We start from the raw sequence: 16,705 nt of genomic DNA on the forward strand, positions 1-16,705 counted from the left end.
ATGAGCGTTAGCAAGAGTCAGACGGAAAATTATCTCAACACTCATGGCCGTTTGGCAACCGAATAAATTGCCCCCGGCGACCTTCAAACAGGACCGGTCTGTGGTTCGCGAGACGGTAACGCTCTTCCTTTTTTGCCATCCTTGTGCGCGCTACAGGTGCGCTGGCTGGGCCTGTCGCTCCCGACAGCTTACCTGCGTAAACTGTGGAATAGGTGCCGTTGCTGAAGTCCTGTACCACCCAAAATTCGGGCATATTTCTTTCGATGTCAGTATCGCTTGTCACTGACACCCGCCGGAAGGTTATCCTGCCGCGTTCCGTTACACCGTTTTAAAATCGCTAAACCTTGTATGCTAATTCCTGCCCTGCGTCAACGCAGTTGGTCATATGGAGCGAATTTTCCGCTTTATCCGGCGGTAAGCGCTGCTTCCCTGACCAGTCGCGGCGTGATGAAGATCACCAGCTCACGTTTTTTGCGCTCGTCGGTCTGCTGACGAAACAGACTGCCAAGCAGCGGCACCTCGCCCAGCCACGGCACGCGCTTTTCGCCCTGGGTGCGCTGCTGCTGGAAAATACCGCCCAGCGCCAGCGTTTCCCCATCGCGCAGCGTCACCTGGGTGGCGATTTCCTGCTTATCAATGCTCAGTACCTGACTTTCCCCCATCGTCAGGCTGCGACCCGGCATATTCTGGCTCAGCCGCAGCCTGAGCTGAATACGCCCGTTGCCCAATACCACTGGCGTCACCTCCATGCCGAGCACCGCCTCTTTAAATTCAATCGCCGTCGCGCCGCTGTTGCCGGATTTCACCTCGTACGGGATTTCGGTGCCCTGTTTGATGGTGGCGGTCTGCTGGTGCGAGGTAAACAGCCGCGGGCTGGCGATGATTTCGATCTGGTTCTCCTGTTCCAGTGCGCTCAGCTCCAGGTTAAGCAGTTCGCCGCTCATCTGTCCGAGCGTAACGCCGGTGCGTATCGCCGGGTTGCTCACCGCCAGCGGCATCAGCAGTTGCGGATTGCGCAGCGCCCCGGTGACAACATCGCCGGACGCGGTGCTCCAGCTGACGCCCAGCTCGCGCAGATGCTCTTCATTGATGGTGACAATGTGCGCTGACAGCTCAACCTGCTCCAGCGGCAGATCCAGCGCCTGCAGCCAGCGCTCGGTATCGCGCAGCGCCTGCGCGCTGTCCCGCAGCAACAGGCTGTTGGTACGGCTATCCACCGTCACGCTGCCGCGCGGCGTCATCAGCGAGCGTTCCGCCTGCAGGCTGCGGTAGACATCGCTGGCGCTGGCGTAGTGCAGCGTGACGGTGCGCTGCTCAAGCGGCACCTGCAGCTGCTTCTCTTCACGCTCCGCCTGTGCCTGCTGTGCCTGTCGCTGCTGCCAGCTCTCCGGATAGACCAGCAGCACACCCTCCTCCTGGATCACCGTGAGTTTCGCCAGCCGCGTGACCAGCGCCAGTGCGCGCTCCCAGCCGACGTTATCGAGTCGCAGCGACAGCCGCCCCTCCACGCCCGGCGCGATCAGCAGGTTGGTTTGCTGATAGTCAGCCAGCGCCTGCAGAATGCGCTCGACCGGCGCATCATCAAATACCAGGCTCAGGGGCTGATCAGCGGCGTGCAGCGGACTGCTCAGCGCCAGCCACAGCAGCAGCATCATCCTTTTCATAAAATCCTCCTTTTATTACCCATGTGATGTGCTGCGGCGGACAGCTCTGCGTGACGCTCAGTACCAGCGTATGTGCACTGAGCTGGGTCACCTGCCACGGTGCCACCGGAAAAGCAGCCGGTGCGCTCAGCCGCTGACGTTTGCCCTGCGGTGAAACCAGCCAGGCCACAAAGTGCGGCGCGCGACCAATGATGCCCTGTAAGCGCCAGCCCTGCGGTACGGCAGCGGGTGCCTGACAATGGCTGGCAGCCAGCGGCTGGAACGGATCGCGCGCCAGCGCCCAGCTGCTGCACAGCAGTAACACCAGTGCGCTACTCCGCATCGTCACTCTCCAGCCAGAATTCGCTGTGTAACACGCCCTGCTCCGCCTGCAGCTGAAAACGCTGTGGCACCGCTAACGCCGTCGCAGCCAGCCCGCTGAACAGCGGCAGAAACTGCGGCCAGCTCAGGCGCAGCGCCAGCTGCTGTGGCTGACTGTCCGGATGCCAGGCCTCGAGCTGATTGCCGCGCGCTGCCACCAGTTGCTCTAACGATACGGACGCCGCCGTTGCCGCTGGCTGCAGCGTTGCGATCTCCGTCTGAAGCTGTCCGATGGCCGGTCGCGCGTCCAGCTGCTGCTGACGTTGCTGGTGCTGCTGCGCCAGTTGTGACAGCTGCTGTTGCAGCGTGCTGAATTGCTGCTGTTGCGGACGCAGCAGCAGTAGCCACGCCAGCCCGAGTAGCAGCAGCGCCAGCAGCTGCAGGCTGGCTATCCGCCACGTCAGTGCCAGCTGCAGCCAGCGCTGGATGAGCTCATTCATCGGTCGCCTCCTGCAGCCGGGCGCGCAGCGCGAAGCGGTAATCTCCCTGCGCCTGACGCTGTACGCTGCCCTGCTTCACCGCCGCAAACAGCGGCTGCGTCTGCAGCTGCTGGCGGAACGCGCTGACATCAGCCAGGCTTTGCGCCAGACCGTCCAGCACCAGTTGCCCCTGTCGCCGCTCCACGCGACTCAGCCACAGCGTCTCCGGCATCAGTGCGGGCAGTTGCTGCCAGAACTGCTGCCAGCGTTGATGCTGCTGCAGCCGCTGTTGCTGCGCCTGCTGCCTGCGTAACAGATCATCCCGCTGCGCCATCAGCGTTTGCTGTTGCGCCAGCCGCTGCTGTATCTGCTGGAGCTGCATGGTCATATCGGCCTGCTGCCGGGCTGCCTGCTGGAGCCGCTGTTCAGCGCGCCACCACAGCAGCAGCGTGAGTAACAGCGTTACCAGCAGCACGACAACCAGCAACGCCACGCTGTGCTGGCGGCGTAGCAGCAACTGCTGTGCCCGCCACGGGAGCAAATTGACCGCCAGCATCAGTAATCCTCCGGACGTAGCGCCAGGCCTAGCGCAATCGCCAGCGCGCCCGCCTCTGCCGGTAGCGGCGGTTGCAGATAGTGCAACAGCGCCAGCGGCTTGCAGCGCTGTACTTCCGCCTCCGGCAACGCCTGCGGTGAGGTGCAGAACACCGTTTGTGCCTGGGGAAAGGTGTCACGCAGATGAGCGAGCGTCAGGGGTTCGGTCGCCGCGCCGCAGGCGCTATTTTCGCCGGCCAGCGTCCACAGCCAGTGGTCGCTGAGCGGATGGATCAGCAGCTGATGCGGGCGCAGCGGAACGCGCATGGCGATCTGCGTCAGTGCCAGACTGCTCAGCTCAAACACGTCGGGGCGCAGTCCGGCCTGCTGCAGCGGCGCCAGCCACTGGGCGATGACGTCGCGGCGCGCGGCGGTGACGTGCAGCTGGCTGGCGCTGCCGCCCAGCCGGTAATCCAGCGACAGCGAGGCGGCTTCGACCGGGAACAGGCGTGATGCGGACGCGTTAACGTAGCGGCTGAGCGCCGGCTCGCGCAGTGAGGTTTGCGGCAACGGCAGCGTACGCTGCAGCACCAGCTGCGGCGGCAGGCCAACGCGCAGTGAGTAGCGCCTGGGTAAATGACGTTGCCAGCGCACCAACATCTCCTGTAACACTGGCGAGGTTTGCAACACGCCGTTGCGTAACGTATCGTGCGGCAGCGGCTGCTGCCACCAGTGTCGCAGCTGCCATCCGTGACGGCGTCGTTCAATGCCAAGGGCGCAGAGTTGCCCGTTCTGGATGTCCAGTCCAATTTGCCAGCGCTGAAAAGCCATGCGCGCGATCTCCTTATCGTTACAGGGAAAAGGATGATTACCCGCATTGCATGAAGATTGACGGGTATATCAAAGCGTCAGGCTTGCCTTTATACTACCGCGCGATTGTTTATAAACTGCCCAAACGCCAACAGATGGGAATTCTCAGGTGAAGTTCGTAAAGTATTTATTGATCCTTGCAGTGTGTTGCATTTTGCTGGGAGCCGGCACGGTTTATGGTTTGTACAAATACATAGAGCCGCAGCTGCCTGATGTGAACACATTGAAAGATGTGCGCCTGCAAACCCCGATGCAGGTTTACAGCGCGGATGGCGAGCTGATCGCCCAGTACGGTGAAAAGCGCCGTATCCCGCTCACCCTGCAACAGATGCCGCCTGAGCTAATCAAAGCGTTTATCGCCACCGAAGACAGCCGCTTTTATGAGCATCACGGCGTCGATCCGGTGGGGATTTTCCGCGCCGCCAGCATCGCGCTGGTCTCCGGCCACGCCTCGCAGGGCGCCAGTACCATTACGCAGCAGCTGGCGCGTAACTTCTTCCTCAGCCCTGAACGCACGCTGATGCGTAAAATCAAGGAAGCCTTCCTGGCGATTCGCATCGAGCAGTTGCTGAGTAAGGATGAAATCCTTGAGCTGTATCTGAATAAAATCTATCTCGGCTATCGCGCTTACGGCGTCGGTGCGGCGGCGCAGGTGTACTTCGGTAAACCGGTCGATCAGCTGTCGCTGAGTGAGATGGCGATGATCGCCGGCCTGCCGAAAGCGCCGTCGACCTTTAACCCGCTCTATTCACACGCCCGTGCGCTGGCGCGCCGTAATGTGGTGCTGGCTCGCATGCTGGATCAGAACTACATCACGCAGCAGCAGTATAACGACGCGCGCAACACGCCGCTGACCGCCAGCTATCACGGCCCGGAAATTGCCTTCTCTGCACCGTATCTCACCGAGTTAGTGCGTCAGGAGATGGTGAAACGCTACGGCGACAGCGCCTATGACGATGGCTACAAGGTGTATACCACCGTGACCCGCCATCTGCAGGAAGCCGCACAGCAGGCGGTGCGTAACAACGTGATGGCGTACGATATGCGTCACGGCTATCGCGGTCCGACCAACGTGCTGTGGAAAGTGGGTGAAGCCAGCTGGGATCACACCCGCATCGTCAATACGCTGAAAAATCTGCCGGTCTACGGTCCGCTGAATGCCGCCGTAGTCACCAGCGCCAGCGCCGACGAAGCCACCGCCATGCTAAAAGATGGCAGCAGCGTTTCGCTGACCTTAGCCGGCGTGCGCTGGGCGCGTCCGTATAAATCCGACACTCTGCAGGGCCCGACGCCGCGCAGCGTCACTCAGGTGCTGCAGGCTGGCCAGCAGATTTGGGTACGTAAAGTCGGGGATGCATGGTGGCTGGGACAGGTGCCGCTGGTGAACTCGGCGCTGGTGTCGCTTAATCCGGAAGACGGTGCGGTACGCGCGCTGGTGGGCGGTTTTGACTTCAACCAGAGTATGTTCAACCGCGCCACCCAGGCGCTGCGTCAGGTCGGCTCGAACATCAAGCCGTTCCTGTATACCGCCGCCATGGACCGCGGCCTGACGCTGGCCTCCATCCTCAACGACGTGCCGATTTCACGCTGGGATGCCGGTGCCGGCGCAGACTGGCGACCAAAAAACTCGCCGCCGACTTATGCGGGTCCGATTCGTTTACGCCAGGGGCTGGGTGAGTCGAAAAACGTGGTGATGGTGCGCGCGATGCGTGCCATGGGCGTTGATTACGCCGCTGAGTATCTGCAGCGCTTTGGCTTCCCGGCGCAGAACATTATCCATACCGAGTCGCTGGCACTGGGCGCCGCATCCTTCACGCCAATGCAGGTGGCGCGCGGCTATGCGGTGATGGCCAACGGCGGCTTCCTGGTTGATCCTTACTTCATCGCCAAGATTGAGAACGAACAGGGCGGCGTGATTTTCCAGGCGCAGCCGAAGATCGCCTGCCCGCAGTGCAATCTGCCGGTGATCTATGGCGACACCAAAAAGTCGGTGGCGCTGAATGAAGAGAGCGTGGAAAACGTTGCCACCTCGAATCAGCAGCAGAATCAGACCGTGCCGCAGCCCGAGCTGGAGCAGGTACCGGCGCAGCCGCAGCCGGCCGGCGATCAGCAGTATGCACCGCACGTGATCAACACGCCGCTGGCGTTCCTGATCAAGAGCGCGCTGAACTCTAACATCTTCGGTGAACCGGGCTGGATGGGAACCGGCTGGCGTGCCGGCCGCGATCTGAAGCGTAACGATATCGGCGGCAAAACCGGTACCACCAACAGTTCCAAAGACGCCTGGTTCTCCGGTTATGGTCCGGGCGTGGTGACGTCGGTGTGGATTGGCTTCGATGATTCGCGCGCGCTGGGTCGCACCACGGTATCGGGTGCGATACCGGATCAGATCTCCGGCTACGAAGGCGGCGCGAAGAGTGCGCAGCCGGCATGGGATGATTACATGAAAGTGGCGCTGGATGGTGTGCCGGTGCAGCCGCTGACACCGCCGGACGGCGTGGTGACGGTGACCATTGACCGCAGCACCGGCAAGCTGGCCAACGGTGGCGGCAACACCCGTCAGGAGTACTTCATTAACGGCACCCAGCCGACCGAATATTCGGTGCATGATGTGGGCACCACCATCATGGACAACGGTGAAAGCCACGAACTGTTTTGATCAAAAAAGCCGGGGGAAATCCCCGGCTTTTTGTTTTTACCCCGTGCGACTTTCCGCGCCTTTTATTGCGCCGCCAGGTGTCCTCAATAACTCAACCGCCCCTGCTTCACCAGCCACTCACGCACCATGAACAGCGCGCTGACGTTACGCGCCTCGCGAAAATCCGGCTCTTCCAGCAGCGCCAGCAGATTGCTGAGCGGCCAGCGGCGTACAATCAGCGGCTCCGGCTCATCCCCTTCCAGCTTCTCTTCGTACAACCCTTCAGCTACCACGATATTCATCTTGCTGGAGAAATAGGACGGCGCCATGGTGAGTTTGCCCAGCGCTTCCAGCTGATGCGCGCCAAAGCCCACTTCTTCTTTCAGCTCACGGTTGGCGGCTTCAAAAGCGCTTTCACCAGGATCGATTAAACCCTTCGGGAAGCCCAGCTCATAGGTTTCCAGTCCGACGGCGTACTCCTGGATCAGAATCACGTCATCGCCAATGATCGGCACAATCATCACCGCTTCACGATCGGAGGGCTTCATGCGCTCATAGACGCGACGCGCACCGTTGCTGAAGGCGAGATCAACCGCTTCGATGGTAAACAGGCGGGAGCGGGCCACCGCTTCCACGTTGAGGATGTCAGGTTTTTTCAGGGGAGTGGTCATATCAGCCTCAAACTTAGCACAGCCTTGTGAAACGCGATGACGTCAGCATACCGAAGCCCGCGGCATTGTGCGACACGCAGCACGGGTCAATCATGGTGACATACATTTGCCCGCTGCCGCTAACAACTTCTTGTTATCTGCACAGTAAGATTTTCACAATAAGTCAACGGGGTAGCAGCAAATTCGGATAATACCGATGTTTAATTGAGGGACTTGTGAGTACCATCCCGTTAAGGAATAATCTAACAAATTTATAATACAATGATTTTGCGCGGTATTTTGTTTCATTTGCCTCTTGTCAGAATGACTTCTGCTCGCCAAAATTGACTCGTATTGCAGGTTTTACCGGGAGCACATCGTAAACGTGACGGCAGTTTTTTGGCTGGATTGAGCAAAGCATGAGCACTCTTATCGTCATTCTGGCTGTCATGCTGGCCTGTTCGTTAGTGGCCGGAATCGGCTACTGGTACGCTATGCGGCATCGTCCGCCGTTGGCGAAACCACTGCCGTTTATCAGTCCGCCCTGCCGTAAACTCACCGATGAAGAACGCGCTGCCGTTGAGAAGTATATTGCGTCGCTGGGTAAAGCGCGTCAGCACAGCAGTGGGCGATCGACCCGATCGTCACGGGAACCCGAAGCGCTGGCGCTGACCGCACAGAGCAATAATGTTTATCCCGTTACCCGCTCCATCACCCGTTACGGCCTCTCCACTGACGATCCCCACAAATGGCGCTACTACCTGGATGAAGTCGAGGTGCATCTGCCGCCGCTGTGGGAGCAGTACATCGCTGAAGAAAACTACGTCGAGCTGATCCGCACCCAGACCCTGCCGCTGGTGATCTCGCTCAACGGCCACTCGCTGGTGAACTATGCGGTGGAACAACCGGCGCTGCCGCCGCTGGTGCGGCCAATGTCGACCAACGCTTCGATTCGTAAAGAGGAGAGCGAAAACGTCGAGCTGCTGCAGGTGCGCAAAGAGTCGCCGGAAGAGTATCAGCTGTCGCGCGCCGACGGCACGCGTGAAGCGAGCGCTATTTGCTGCGCCTTCCTGCTGTTTTTCCTCAGCCTGGTGCTGCCCGGCAGCCTGATGCTGTGGATTGCGCTGCCCGCCGGCGCGATCGTCGCTGTCAGCCTGTGGTTTATGTACCGATTCCCCGGTGAAAAAGGGCTGCGCGATGTGCACTGTCTGCGCGGCGCACCGAAGCGCTGGGGCCTGTTTGGCGAATCCAACCAGGAGCAGAGCAACATCTCGCTCGGCATCATCGACTTAATCTATCCGGCACACTGGCAGCCTTATGTGGCGCACGACCTGGGCCAGGTGACGGATGTGGATATCTACCTGAATCGTCAGGTGGTACGCCAGGGGCGCTTCCTGTCGCTGCAGGATGAAGTCCGCAACTTCCCGGTACAGCGCTGGCGTAAAAACCTGGTGCTGGCGTGCGGTTCGCTGCTGGTGCTGGTGATGCTGGTGAGCTGGATTCCGCTCAGCATGCCGATCAAACTCAGCCTCGCCTGGCTGAAAGGCACCGAAAGTGTGGAAGTGAACAGCGTCGATAAACTCACTGCCCTGCCGCTGCACATTGGCGATAGCCTGAAAGTGAACGGCACCGGCATGTGCTCGGTTCCGGGCAATTACCAGAGCAACCGCAGCTACGGCTACATGCCGTTCGACTGCTCGGCGATTTACTGGAACAACGCTGCGCCGCTGCCGCTGCCGCAGTCCGACATCATCGACAAAGCCGCCGCGCTGCTGGAGACCACCACGCAGCAGCTGCATCCGGAAACCAACACCGACCCGAAACTTAACCCGCAGCTGGCGTCGGCGATCCAGAAATCAGGCATGATCCTGCTGGATGATTTCTCCGATCTGGTGTTGAAAACCCAGCAGCTGTGCAGCCAGCAGCAGGACTGCGTGCGCCTGAAAAATGCGCTGGTTAACCTCGGTAACGCCAAAGACTGGGATACGCTGATTCACCGTGCGGATTCCGGCAAGCTCAACGGCATGAACGTGCTGCTGCGTCCGGTTAGCGCCGAAGCGCTGGAGAATCTGGTGAACACCGCCACCTCGACCTTCTTCTCGCGGGAGACGCGTCGCGCGGCGGAAACCCTTAACAGCCCGCCGCCGGGCGGATTCCTGATCATTAGCGATGAAGGCCGGCAGATGGTGAACCAGCCGCAGCCGTCGGTGGCGCTGTTCGATCTCGACGCTCCTTCACAGTGGCACGAACTGCAGCGCCTGTCCGGCATGCTGCTGCACACACCGTTTGCCGCCAGCGGTATCATTACCAGCATTACCACCGATGCCAACGGCACGCGCCATATCGCCCTGCACAACGAGCCCGACGCCATGGCGCAGTGGCGCTATCTCGGCACCGCGCTGCTGATGCTGGTGCTGATTGTCAGCGCCGTCAGCAACGGCCTGCTGGCGCTGCGCCGCATCCACCGCAACCGCCTGCGTATGGCGCAGATTCAGCAGTATTACGACAAGTGCTTTAACCACAACCTCAGCACTATGCAGAGCGTGCGCTCGCTGTTCTGACCCTCCGCCTTCTGTGCTACCCTGTCGCCCTGTTTTTCAGGGCGGAAAACAAAATGCCGATTACGCTTAAGGGATTGGCGATGGATCGGCAGCCCGCAACGGCACCTCGCCCTTGATTTATCACGTTGTACCCATACCTTTGGGTATCCGGCACCGGCCCGATCCATCTTTCCGGCGTCATGCGACCGTGTGCGACCGATCGCCACACGGCGCGACGCAGCGTAACAGCAGGAGCCGCAATGAAAGAGAAAACCAGTGAAGGCGTCCGCCTTGATAAATGGCTGTGGGCCGCGCGCTTCTATAAAACCCGCGCGCTGGCTCGCGACATGATTGAAGGCGGCAAAGTGCATTACAACGGCCAGCGCAGCAAACCGGGCAAAGTGGTCGAACTGCAGGCCGAGCTGACGCTGCGTCAGGGCAACGATGAGCGCACGGTAATCATTACCGCCATCGGCGACCAGCGGCGTCCGGCCAGCGAAGCGCAGCAGATGTACGCGGAGACGGCCGCCAGCATCGAAAAGCGCGAAAAGAACGCGCTGGCGCGCAAAATGAATGCCCTGACCATGCCGCATCCCGATCGCCGCCCGGATAAAAAAGAGCGCCGCGATCTGCTGAAATTTAAATTGTCGGGCGATGAATAACTCGCGCCCCCACGAGAGAAACCTTATGTCTGTTCAAGATCAACTGCATCGTTACCTGTTTGAAAACGTCGCCGTGCGCGGCGAGCTGGTCAACGCATCTCAAACCTGGCGCGACATCGTGCAGAACCACGACTACGCCGAGCCGGTCAAAACGCTGCTGGGCGAACTGCTGGTCGCCACCAGCCTGCTCACCGCTACGCTGAAATTTGACGGCGATATCACCGTGCAGCTGCAGGGCGATGGCCCGCTGAGCATGGCGGTGATCAACGGGAATAATCGCCAGGAGCTGCGCGGCGTGGCGCGGCTGAAAGAGGATGCGGAGATCGCCGTAGGCAGCAGCCTGAAGCAGATGGTGGGTAACGGCTATCTGGTGATCACCATTTCGCCTGAGAAAGGCGAGCGCTATCAGGGCGTGGTCGGCCTGGAAGCCGATACGCTGGCGGGCTGTCTGGAAGATTACTTCATGCGTTCCGAGCAGCTGCCAACCCGCCTGTTCATTCGCACCAGCGAGAAAGGCGCAGCCGGTATTCTGCTGCAGGTGCTTCCCGCGCAGGAGCCCAACCTGGATGACTTCAACCATCTGGCCACGTTAACCGAAACCGTGAAGAGCGAAGAGCTGATTGAGCTGCCCGCTACTGACGTACTGTGGCGTCTCTATCATCAGGAAGAAGCCACGGTTTACGATCCGGCGCCGGTCAGTTTCAAATGCACCTGCTCGCGCGAACGTTGCGGTGAAGTGCTGAAAACGCTGCCGCCAGAGGAAGTGGATGAGATTCTGGTCGAAGACGGCAAAATTGATATGCACTGCGACTATTGCGGCACGCACTATGTGTACGACGCAGTGGATATTGCTGCTATTCGTAACGCTCCCTCCGGCAATAGCGATCAACTGCATTAATCAGCAAACGGGCGGTGACGCCGCCCGTATTTTCCGCCGGCGTAGCGCTATGATTTTTCACGGAAATTAACTAATTTACGCTAACTTTAGTTTCATAAGTGGCAGATTTCTCTACTTGTCACGTTCCAGCTCGCATTTTTAACTCTCTTCACTTTTCCACCTCGCTCAGACGTGTACACTGCGCGCGATCTGCCCTGTGCGGCTATGCGCAGCAGGACGCAGAAACCCTCATAAAAAATGCCATGAAGTACCGATTTAAGGAGCAGTCACATGCGCGTTAACGGCCTGACATCGCAAGACCTCGAAACGCTCGGAATTAGCGGCACCACCGAGGTGGTGTACAACCCTGATTACGCCACGTTATTTCAGGAAGAAACCCGCCCGGAGCTGGAAGGTTACGCGCGCGGCACCCTGACGCAGAGCGGTGCCATTGCCGTGGATACCGGCATCTTCACCGGACGTTCGCCGAAAGATAAATACATCGTGCGGGATGACACCACGCGTGACACGCTGTGGTGGAACGATGTTGGCAACGGCAAGAACGACAACCAGCCGCTGTCACAGGAAACCTGGCAGGCGCTGAAAGATCGCTGCACGCAACAGCTTTCCGGCAAGCGTCTGTTTGTGATTGACGCCTTCTGCGGCGCCAACCCGGACACCCGCCTCAGCGTGCGTTTCGTGATGGAAGTGGCGTGGCAGGCGCATTTCGTCAAAAACATGTTTATCCGTCCGACTGAAGCCGAACTGGCTGAGTTTACGCCGGATTTCGTGGTGATGAACGCGGCGCAGTGCACCAATCCGGACTGGCTGGCGCAGGGGCTGCATTCCGAGAATTTTGTCGCCTTTAACCTGACCGAACGCATGCAGCTGATCGGCGGTACCTGGTACGGCGGCGAGATGAAAAAAGGCCTGTTCGCCATCATGAACTATCTGTTGCCGCTGAAGGGTATCGCCTCGATGCACTGCTCGGCCAACGTCGGCAAAGCGGGCGACGTGGCGGTGTTCTTTGGCCTGTCCGGTACCGGTAAAACCACCCTCTCTACCGATCCGGATCGTCAGCTGATCGGCGACGATGAGCACGGCTGGGACGACGACGGCGTCTTTAACTTCGAAGGCGGCTGCTACGCCAAAACCATCAATCTGTCAGAGCAGGCCGAGCCGGAGATTTACCGCGCGATTCGCCGCGATGCGCTGCTGGAGAACGTGGTGGTGCGCGCCGACGGCACGGTCGATTACGCCGACGCCAGCAAGACGGAAAACACCCGCGTGTCTTACCCGATCGAGCACATCGAAAACATCGTGCAGCCGGTGTCGAAAGCGGGCCATGCGAAGAAGGTCATCTTCCTGACCGCCGATGCCTTTGGCGTACTGCCACCGGTTTCGCGTCTGACGCCGGAGCAAACCCAGTACCACTTCCTGTCCGGCTTTACCGCCAAGCTGGCTGGCACCGAGCGCGGTGTGACGCAGCCCACCCCAACCTTCTCCGCCTGTTTTGGCGCGGCGTTCCTGACGCTGCATCCAACGCAGTACTCGGATGTGCTGGTGAAACGTATGCAGGCGTCCGGCGCGCAGGCCTATCTGGTGAATACCGGCTGGAACGGCAGCGGCAAGCGCATTTCGCTGAAAGACACGCGCGCTATCATCAACGCGATTCTGGCCGGTGAGCTGGATGAAGCGGAGACCGTGACGCTGCCGGTGTTTAATCTGCAGGTGCCCACCACGCTGGCACAGGTGGACGATGCCATTCTCGATCCGCGCCGCAGCTGGCCTGACGCCGCCGCCTGGCAGCAGGCTGCCGAAGCGCTGGCGCAGCGCTTTATCACCAATTTCGAGAAGTACACCGATAACGATGCCGGTAAGGCGCTGGTGCAGGCCGGCCCGCAGCTGTGAAGTAGCCCAGCCGCCACAACGGCGGCTTAGCGATGGCACATTTCGTCGCGGCGCGATTTATCGCGTATGCCTGCAGCGGTAATATCGCTGATGGATGCGCAATAGATTGCGCCGCTACGGTTGGTGCGGAAATTTAACTAACGTTACTGCTTACTGCCGTCGTGGCGCTGTTTTCCGGGATCGGTAACCACGCGCGGATACGTAATCCGCCGCGTTCGCTGTCGCCAATCTCCAGCGATCCGTCATGCGCATCGATAATACGCTGCACAATCGCCAGGCCCAGACCGGTGCCGCTGGTGCTGCGCGCGCTGTCGCCACGCACAAACGGCTGGAACAGATGCTGTAACTGATCCGGCTTAATGCCCGGACCATCATCCTCCACCTGGAACCACGCGCGATTCAATTCCTGACCGCTGCTGACCTTGATCCAGCCGTTACCGTAACGCGCCGCGTTAACCACCAGATTCGCCACCGCGCGTTTAATCGACAGCGGATTAATATCCAGCATCAGCTCCGCGTCCATCACCGCATTCTCAATCTCGCGCTCGTAGCCGCTCTCCGCCGCCACCACTTCACCCAGCACGCTATTCAGATCGGCGCGCTCGGTTTGCATCTCCTGCCCGGTGCGCAGGTAATCGATGAACTGCTCGATGATGGCGTTGCACTCTTCGATATCTTTGTTGATCGACTCGGCCAGGTAGCCATCTTCCTCGCCCATCATCTCGGTGGCGAGACGGATGCGCGTCAGCGGCGTGCGTAAATCATGGCTGACGCCGGCCATCAGCAGCGTACGGTCATCGGCCAGCTGCTTCACGCCCGCCGCCATCTGGTTGAAGGCGCGCGTCACCGAACGCACTTCCGAAGCACCGTATTCGCGCAGCGGTGGCGGAATAATGCCTTTCCCCACCTGCAACGCAGCGTGTTCAAGATCGACTAAGGGTCGGTTTTGTATTCGGATAAACAGCCAGGCGCCGCCAATCGCCAGCAGCATAATCGCCAGGGTATAGCGGAACAGCGGTGAGAAGTCGCCCTGATGGATTTCGGTCAGCGGCACGCGCACCCAGATATCCGGTGACAGCCAGGTTTTCAGCCAGACCACCGGCGAGTTTTTGTTAACCTCAACCCGCACGTCGGTCGGCCCGCCCAGCTGCTGAGCCATCTGTTCACTGAGGAATTCATAATGCTGCGCCCAGCGCAGTCCGCTCTCTTCCGCCGCCGCGTTGGTGTACAACGAGATGCCCAGCTCACGATAAATTTCGCGCCGGAAGGCCGGCGGCACTTCCAGCTGCGTACCATCCTCCAGCTGCAGCCGATCGGTCATCAGCATACGCACTTCGTAGGCGAGGACTTTGTTGAACTGCTGCAGGCTGGGAAGAATGGCGAAATTGAGCACCACCAGGTAGGTCGTTACCAGGCTGACGAACAGCAAGGTAACGATCAACAACAGGGTGCGGGCAAACGAACTGCGGGGTGAGAAGCGCAATCGCCTCATGCTTTACTGCCGTCCGGAACGAACACGTAGCCAAGGCCCCAGACGGTCTGGATGTAGCGCGGATGCGCCGGATCTTCCTCGACCATGCGGCGCAGACGAGAGATCTGCACGTCGATAGAACGTTCCATCGCACTGTACTCACGCCCGCGCGCCAGGTTCATCAGCTTATCGCGCGACAGCGGCTCACGCGGATGGCTCACCAGCGCTTTCAGCACGGCAAACTCTCCGCTGGTCAGCGGCATCGGCTCATCTTCACGGAACATTTCACGCGTGCCGAGGTTCAGTTTGAACTTACCGAAGGCGATGACCGCTTCTTCCTGCGACGGCGCGCCCGGCAGCTCATTGGCCTGACGACGCAGCACGGCACGAATTCGCGCCAGCAGCTCACGCGGGTTGAACGGTTTTGGAATGTAGTCATCGGCGCCGATTTCCAGCCCCACGATACGATCGACCTCTTCACCTTTCGCGGTGACCATAATGATCGGCATCGGGTTACTCTGGCTACGCAGACGACGGCAAATTGACAGGCCATCTTCGCCCGGCAGCATTAAATCCAGCACCATTAAATGGAATGATTCGCGGGTCAGCAGACGATCCATCTGCTCGGCGTTGGCGACGCTGCGCACCTGAAAGCCCTGTTCGGTGAGATAGCGTTCGAGCAGTGCGCGCAGACGCATATCATCATCGACGACCAGAATTTTGTAGTTCTCTTGCATGTTCAACTCCCAAAGGCGCCATTGCCTGAGCCGATATTGTGTAAAAAAGATGCCCGTCTGTGACAGTCATTATTGGTTTATATTCTAGCCGAAATTGTTACAAAGCATATTAAACAGCAGCTTATCTTTAATTTTAACCGCGAACTGCGGCTCCGCTCGCGCTTTTCTGACTGATTTTGACGCCGTTTAGCGCTTGTCTGAAAATCAGCGGCGTTTTCTGCCGGCGAGTGGTCCAGCCGGGCCGTCCCGCTTCCGCCGTCAGGCGGGGCGCGCCATTTGGCTTAAGTTTCGCCTGCAGGATAAGCCAGCGGCCGCGCTCAGTAGCATAAAATATCGCGTTTTCGCCGCTGACTGCGTATCCGCGCTCGGAACAGTGCCAGTGCGCGCGCAAAATAAGGCCAGCGTTAAATAAAGTGATTTAAATCAGTCAGTAAACTCCCCTTTCCTCTGCGCAAATGATCTCCGACACTGCATCGGTACCTGCTTACTGAGTTCATGTGGAGAAGAAAGATGAAAAAAACCGTTGTTCTGCTGAGCGCTCTGGTACTCACCAGCCTCACACAGGTTCAGGCCGCTACGCCAGCGGGCGAAGCCGCCGGCGCACAGGCGTCGACCACGGCCAAAGGTAATTCCGATGCTATCGGCATCGGTGCGGTGGGTGCCCTGCTCGGCGTCGCGCTGGCCACCATGGGCGGCGGCGATCACGGCGGCAGCAGCACCTCAACGACCACGGCGACCACGCCGGGCAAATAACGTTTATCTGGCGCGGCAAGGCTGCGGCGCTTCCCCCTCTTATACTGCCAGCCCTTTCGCCAGCGGAGAATAAGTTGCGCCCCGGCTTGTTTCACCAGGCCATTACTCTCCGCCTCTTTTTTCCTCACTTTCCGTGACGTACTCAATGCGGTTCACAAACCACACCTTCTGCCCTTCCGGCGTGTTTACCGTCACCTCGTCATCCACCTCTTTTTTGATCAGCGCGCGCGCCATCGGCGAGTCGATGGAGATGTACTCTTTCACCGTATCGCCATAGATCTCGTCCGGTCCGACGATGCGAAAACGCTTCACGTCGCCCTGCTCATTCTCCACTTCCACCCAGGCACCGAAGAACACTTTGCCCTCCTGCTGCGGCGCATAATCAACAATTTTCAGCTCGGCGAGACATTTACGCAGATAGCGCACGCGCCGATCGATCTGGCGCAGCAGGCGCTTGTTATAGGTGTAATCAGCGTTTTCAGAGCGATCGCCCAGGCTGGCGGCCCAGGAGACAATGCGGGTGATTTCCGGCCGCTTCTCATTCCACAGATGGTCGTGCTCAGCACGCAGCTTGTTATAGCCTTCGCGGGTAATCAGTTGGGTTTTCATCGCTTCACTC

At 59.5% G+C, this 16,705-nt stretch carries 15 protein-coding genes; 6 read left to right on the forward strand and 9 right to left on the reverse strand.

Annotated features, from left to right (window positions below; all coding sequences use genetic code 11):
• Nucleotides 1–404: 404 nt before the first annotated feature.
• From hofQ to pilM, 5 genes are read right to left on the reverse strand one after another with little or no spacing between them, the layout of a single operon-like run.
• Nucleotides 405–1,664 carry a DNA uptake porin HofQ gene (gene hofQ, locus KOL70_RS11010; protein WP_215480639.1) on the reverse strand — a complete coding sequence of 420 codons (1,260 nt, stop codon included), beginning with the start codon at nt 1,662–1,664 and terminating at the stop codon, nt 405–407.
• On the reverse strand, nt 1,606–1,986 hold the full coding sequence (locus KOL70_RS11015; RefSeq protein ID WP_215480640.1) for a HofP DNA utilization family protein: 381 nt from the start codon (nt 1,984–1,986) through the stop codon (nt 1,606–1,608). The genes hofQ and KOL70_RS11015 overlap by 59 nt, the downstream gene beginning before the upstream one ends.
• Nucleotides 1,976–2,464 (reverse strand): hypothetical protein, encoded by a 489-nt coding sequence (locus tag KOL70_RS11020; protein WP_150059656.1) that lies wholly within the window; start codon nt 2,462–2,464, stop codon nt 1,976–1,978. The genes KOL70_RS11015 and KOL70_RS11020 overlap by 11 nt, the downstream gene beginning before the upstream one ends.
• Entirely contained in the window at nt 2,457–2,999 is a 543-nt protein-coding gene (locus KOL70_RS11025) for a PilN domain-containing protein (RefSeq protein WP_058774995.1), read from the reverse strand. Before KOL70_RS11025 ends, KOL70_RS11020 begins: the two co-directional genes overlap by 8 nt.
• Nucleotides 2,999–3,808, reverse strand: a complete 810-nt coding sequence (gene pilM / locus KOL70_RS11030; RefSeq protein WP_058774994.1) for a type IV pilus biogenesis protein PilM — start codon at nt 3,806–3,808, stop codon at nt 2,999–3,001. Before pilM ends, KOL70_RS11025 begins: the two co-directional genes overlap by 1 nt.
• Before the next feature lie 148 nt (nt 3,809–3,956).
• Here pilM and mrcA point away from each other — a divergent pair, with 148 nt between their 5' ends.
• The gene (mrcA, locus tag KOL70_RS11035) at nt 3,957–6,506 is read left to right on the forward strand and encodes a peptidoglycan glycosyltransferase/peptidoglycan DD-transpeptidase MrcA (protein WP_031279687.1); all 2,550 of its coding nucleotides are present in this window, start codon (nt 3,957–3,959) and stop codon (nt 6,504–6,506) included.
• A gap of 83 nt (nt 6,507–6,589) precedes the next feature.
• On the opposite strand, the gene nudE is transcribed toward mrcA, so the two are convergent.
• Nucleotides 6,590–7,156, reverse strand: a complete 567-nt coding sequence (gene nudE / locus KOL70_RS11040; protein WP_021507415.1) for an ADP compounds hydrolase NudE — start codon at nt 7,154–7,156, stop codon at nt 6,590–6,592.
• Between the two features lie 398 nt (nt 7,157–7,554).
• Here nudE and KOL70_RS11045 point away from each other — a divergent pair, with 398 nt between their 5' ends.
• The 4 genes from KOL70_RS11045 to pckA all read left to right on the forward strand — a co-directional run bounded on the left by KOL70_RS11045 (nt 7,555) and on the right by pckA (nt 13,125).
• On the forward strand, nt 7,555–9,696 hold the full coding sequence (locus tag KOL70_RS11045) for an intracellular growth attenuator family protein (RefSeq protein WP_104094154.1): 2,142 nt from the start codon (nt 7,555–7,557) through the stop codon (nt 9,694–9,696).
• A gap of 239 nt (nt 9,697–9,935) precedes the next feature.
• On the forward strand, nt 9,936–10,337 hold the full coding sequence (hslR, locus tag KOL70_RS11050) for a ribosome-associated heat shock protein Hsp15 (protein WP_021507413.1): 402 nt from the start codon (nt 9,936–9,938) through the stop codon (nt 10,335–10,337).
• Nucleotides 10,338–10,362: 25 nt separating this feature from the next.
• A complete protein-coding gene (gene hslO / locus KOL70_RS11055) occupies nt 10,363–11,235 on the forward strand; it encodes an Hsp33 family molecular chaperone HslO (RefSeq protein WP_150059651.1) in 873 nt (290 codons plus the stop codon).
• Between the two features lie 270 nt (nt 11,236–11,505).
• A complete protein-coding gene (gene pckA, locus KOL70_RS11060; protein WP_125309868.1) occupies nt 11,506–13,125 on the forward strand; it encodes a phosphoenolpyruvate carboxykinase (ATP) in 1,620 nt (539 codons plus the stop codon).
• Nucleotides 13,126–13,258: 133 nt separating this feature from the next.
• Here pckA and envZ read toward each other — a convergent pair whose 3' ends face one another.
• Nucleotides 13,259–14,617, reverse strand: coding sequence for a two-component system sensor histidine kinase EnvZ (envZ, locus tag KOL70_RS11065; protein ID WP_031279686.1), 1,359 nt, complete (start codon nt 14,615–14,617; stop codon nt 13,259–13,261).
• Complete coding sequence (gene ompR / locus KOL70_RS11070; protein WP_001157751.1) at nt 14,614–15,333, reverse strand: two-component system response regulator OmpR; 720 nt, start codon at nt 15,331–15,333, stop codon at nt 14,614–14,616. Before ompR ends, envZ begins: the two co-directional genes overlap by 4 nt.
• A gap of 510 nt (nt 15,334–15,843) precedes the next feature.
• Between ompR and yjbE the strand changes: the two genes are divergently transcribed.
• Nucleotides 15,844–16,086, forward strand: a complete 243-nt coding sequence (yjbE, locus tag KOL70_RS11075; RefSeq protein WP_021507409.1) for an exopolysaccharide production protein YjbE — start codon at nt 15,844–15,846, stop codon at nt 16,084–16,086.
• A 102-nt stretch (nt 16,087–16,188) separates the two neighbouring features.
• On the opposite strand, the gene greB is transcribed toward yjbE, so the two are convergent.
• On the reverse strand, nt 16,189–16,695 hold the full coding sequence (gene greB, locus KOL70_RS11080; RefSeq protein ID WP_021507408.1) for a transcription elongation factor GreB: 507 nt from the start codon (nt 16,693–16,695) through the stop codon (nt 16,189–16,191).
• Nucleotides 16,696–16,705: the final 10 nt, after the last annotated feature.

The organism is Pantoea sp. B270, assembly GCF_018726825.1.
In the GTDB taxonomy this organism is placed as follows: domain Bacteria; phylum Pseudomonadota; class Gammaproteobacteria; order Enterobacterales; family Enterobacteriaceae; genus Pantoea; species Pantoea dispersa.

Excerpts from the sequence above, each read along its gene's own strand:
- hofQ (WP_215480639.1), bottom strand. The coding sequence starts at position 1,664 with ATGAAAAGGATGATGCTGCTGCTGTGGCTGGCGCTGAGCAGTCCGCTG.
- KOL70_RS11015 (WP_215480640.1), bottom strand. The coding sequence starts at position 1,986 with ATGCGGAGTAGCGCACTGGTGTTACTGCTGTGCAGCAGCTGGGCGCTG.
- KOL70_RS11020 (WP_150059656.1), bottom strand. The coding sequence starts at position 2,464 with ATGAATGAGCTCATCCAGCGCTGGCTGCAGCTGGCACTGACGTGGCGG.
- KOL70_RS11025 (WP_058774995.1), bottom strand. The coding sequence starts at position 2,999 with ATGCTGGCGGTCAATTTGCTCCCGTGGCGGGCACAGCAGTTGCTGCTA.
- pilM (WP_058774994.1), bottom strand. The coding sequence starts at position 3,808 with ATGGCTTTTCAGCGCTGGCAAATTGGACTGGACATCCAGAACGGGCAA.
- nudE (WP_021507415.1), bottom strand. The coding sequence starts at position 7,156 with ATGACCACTCCCCTGAAAAAACCTGACATCCTCAACGTGGAAGCGGTG.
- KOL70_RS11045 (WP_104094154.1), top strand. The coding sequence starts at position 7,555 with ATGAGCACTCTTATCGTCATTCTGGCTGTCATGCTGGCCTGTTCGTTA.
- hslR (WP_021507413.1), top strand. The coding sequence starts at position 9,936 with ATGAAAGAGAAAACCAGTGAAGGCGTCCGCCTTGATAAATGGCTGTGG.
- hslO (WP_150059651.1), top strand. The coding sequence starts at position 10,363 with ATGTCTGTTCAAGATCAACTGCATCGTTACCTGTTTGAAAACGTCGCC.
- pckA (WP_125309868.1), top strand. The coding sequence starts at position 11,506 with ATGCGCGTTAACGGCCTGACATCGCAAGACCTCGAAACGCTCGGAATT.
- envZ (WP_031279686.1), bottom strand. The coding sequence starts at position 14,617 with ATGAGGCGATTGCGCTTCTCACCCCGCAGTTCGTTTGCCCGCACCCTG.
- ompR (WP_001157751.1), bottom strand. The coding sequence starts at position 15,333 with ATGCAAGAGAACTACAAAATTCTGGTCGTCGATGATGATATGCGTCTG.
- yjbE (WP_021507409.1), top strand. The coding sequence starts at position 15,844 with ATGAAAAAAACCGTTGTTCTGCTGAGCGCTCTGGTACTCACCAGCCTC.
- greB (WP_021507408.1), bottom strand. The coding sequence starts at position 16,695 with ATGAAAACCCAACTGATTACCCGCGAAGGCTATAACAAGCTGCGTGCT.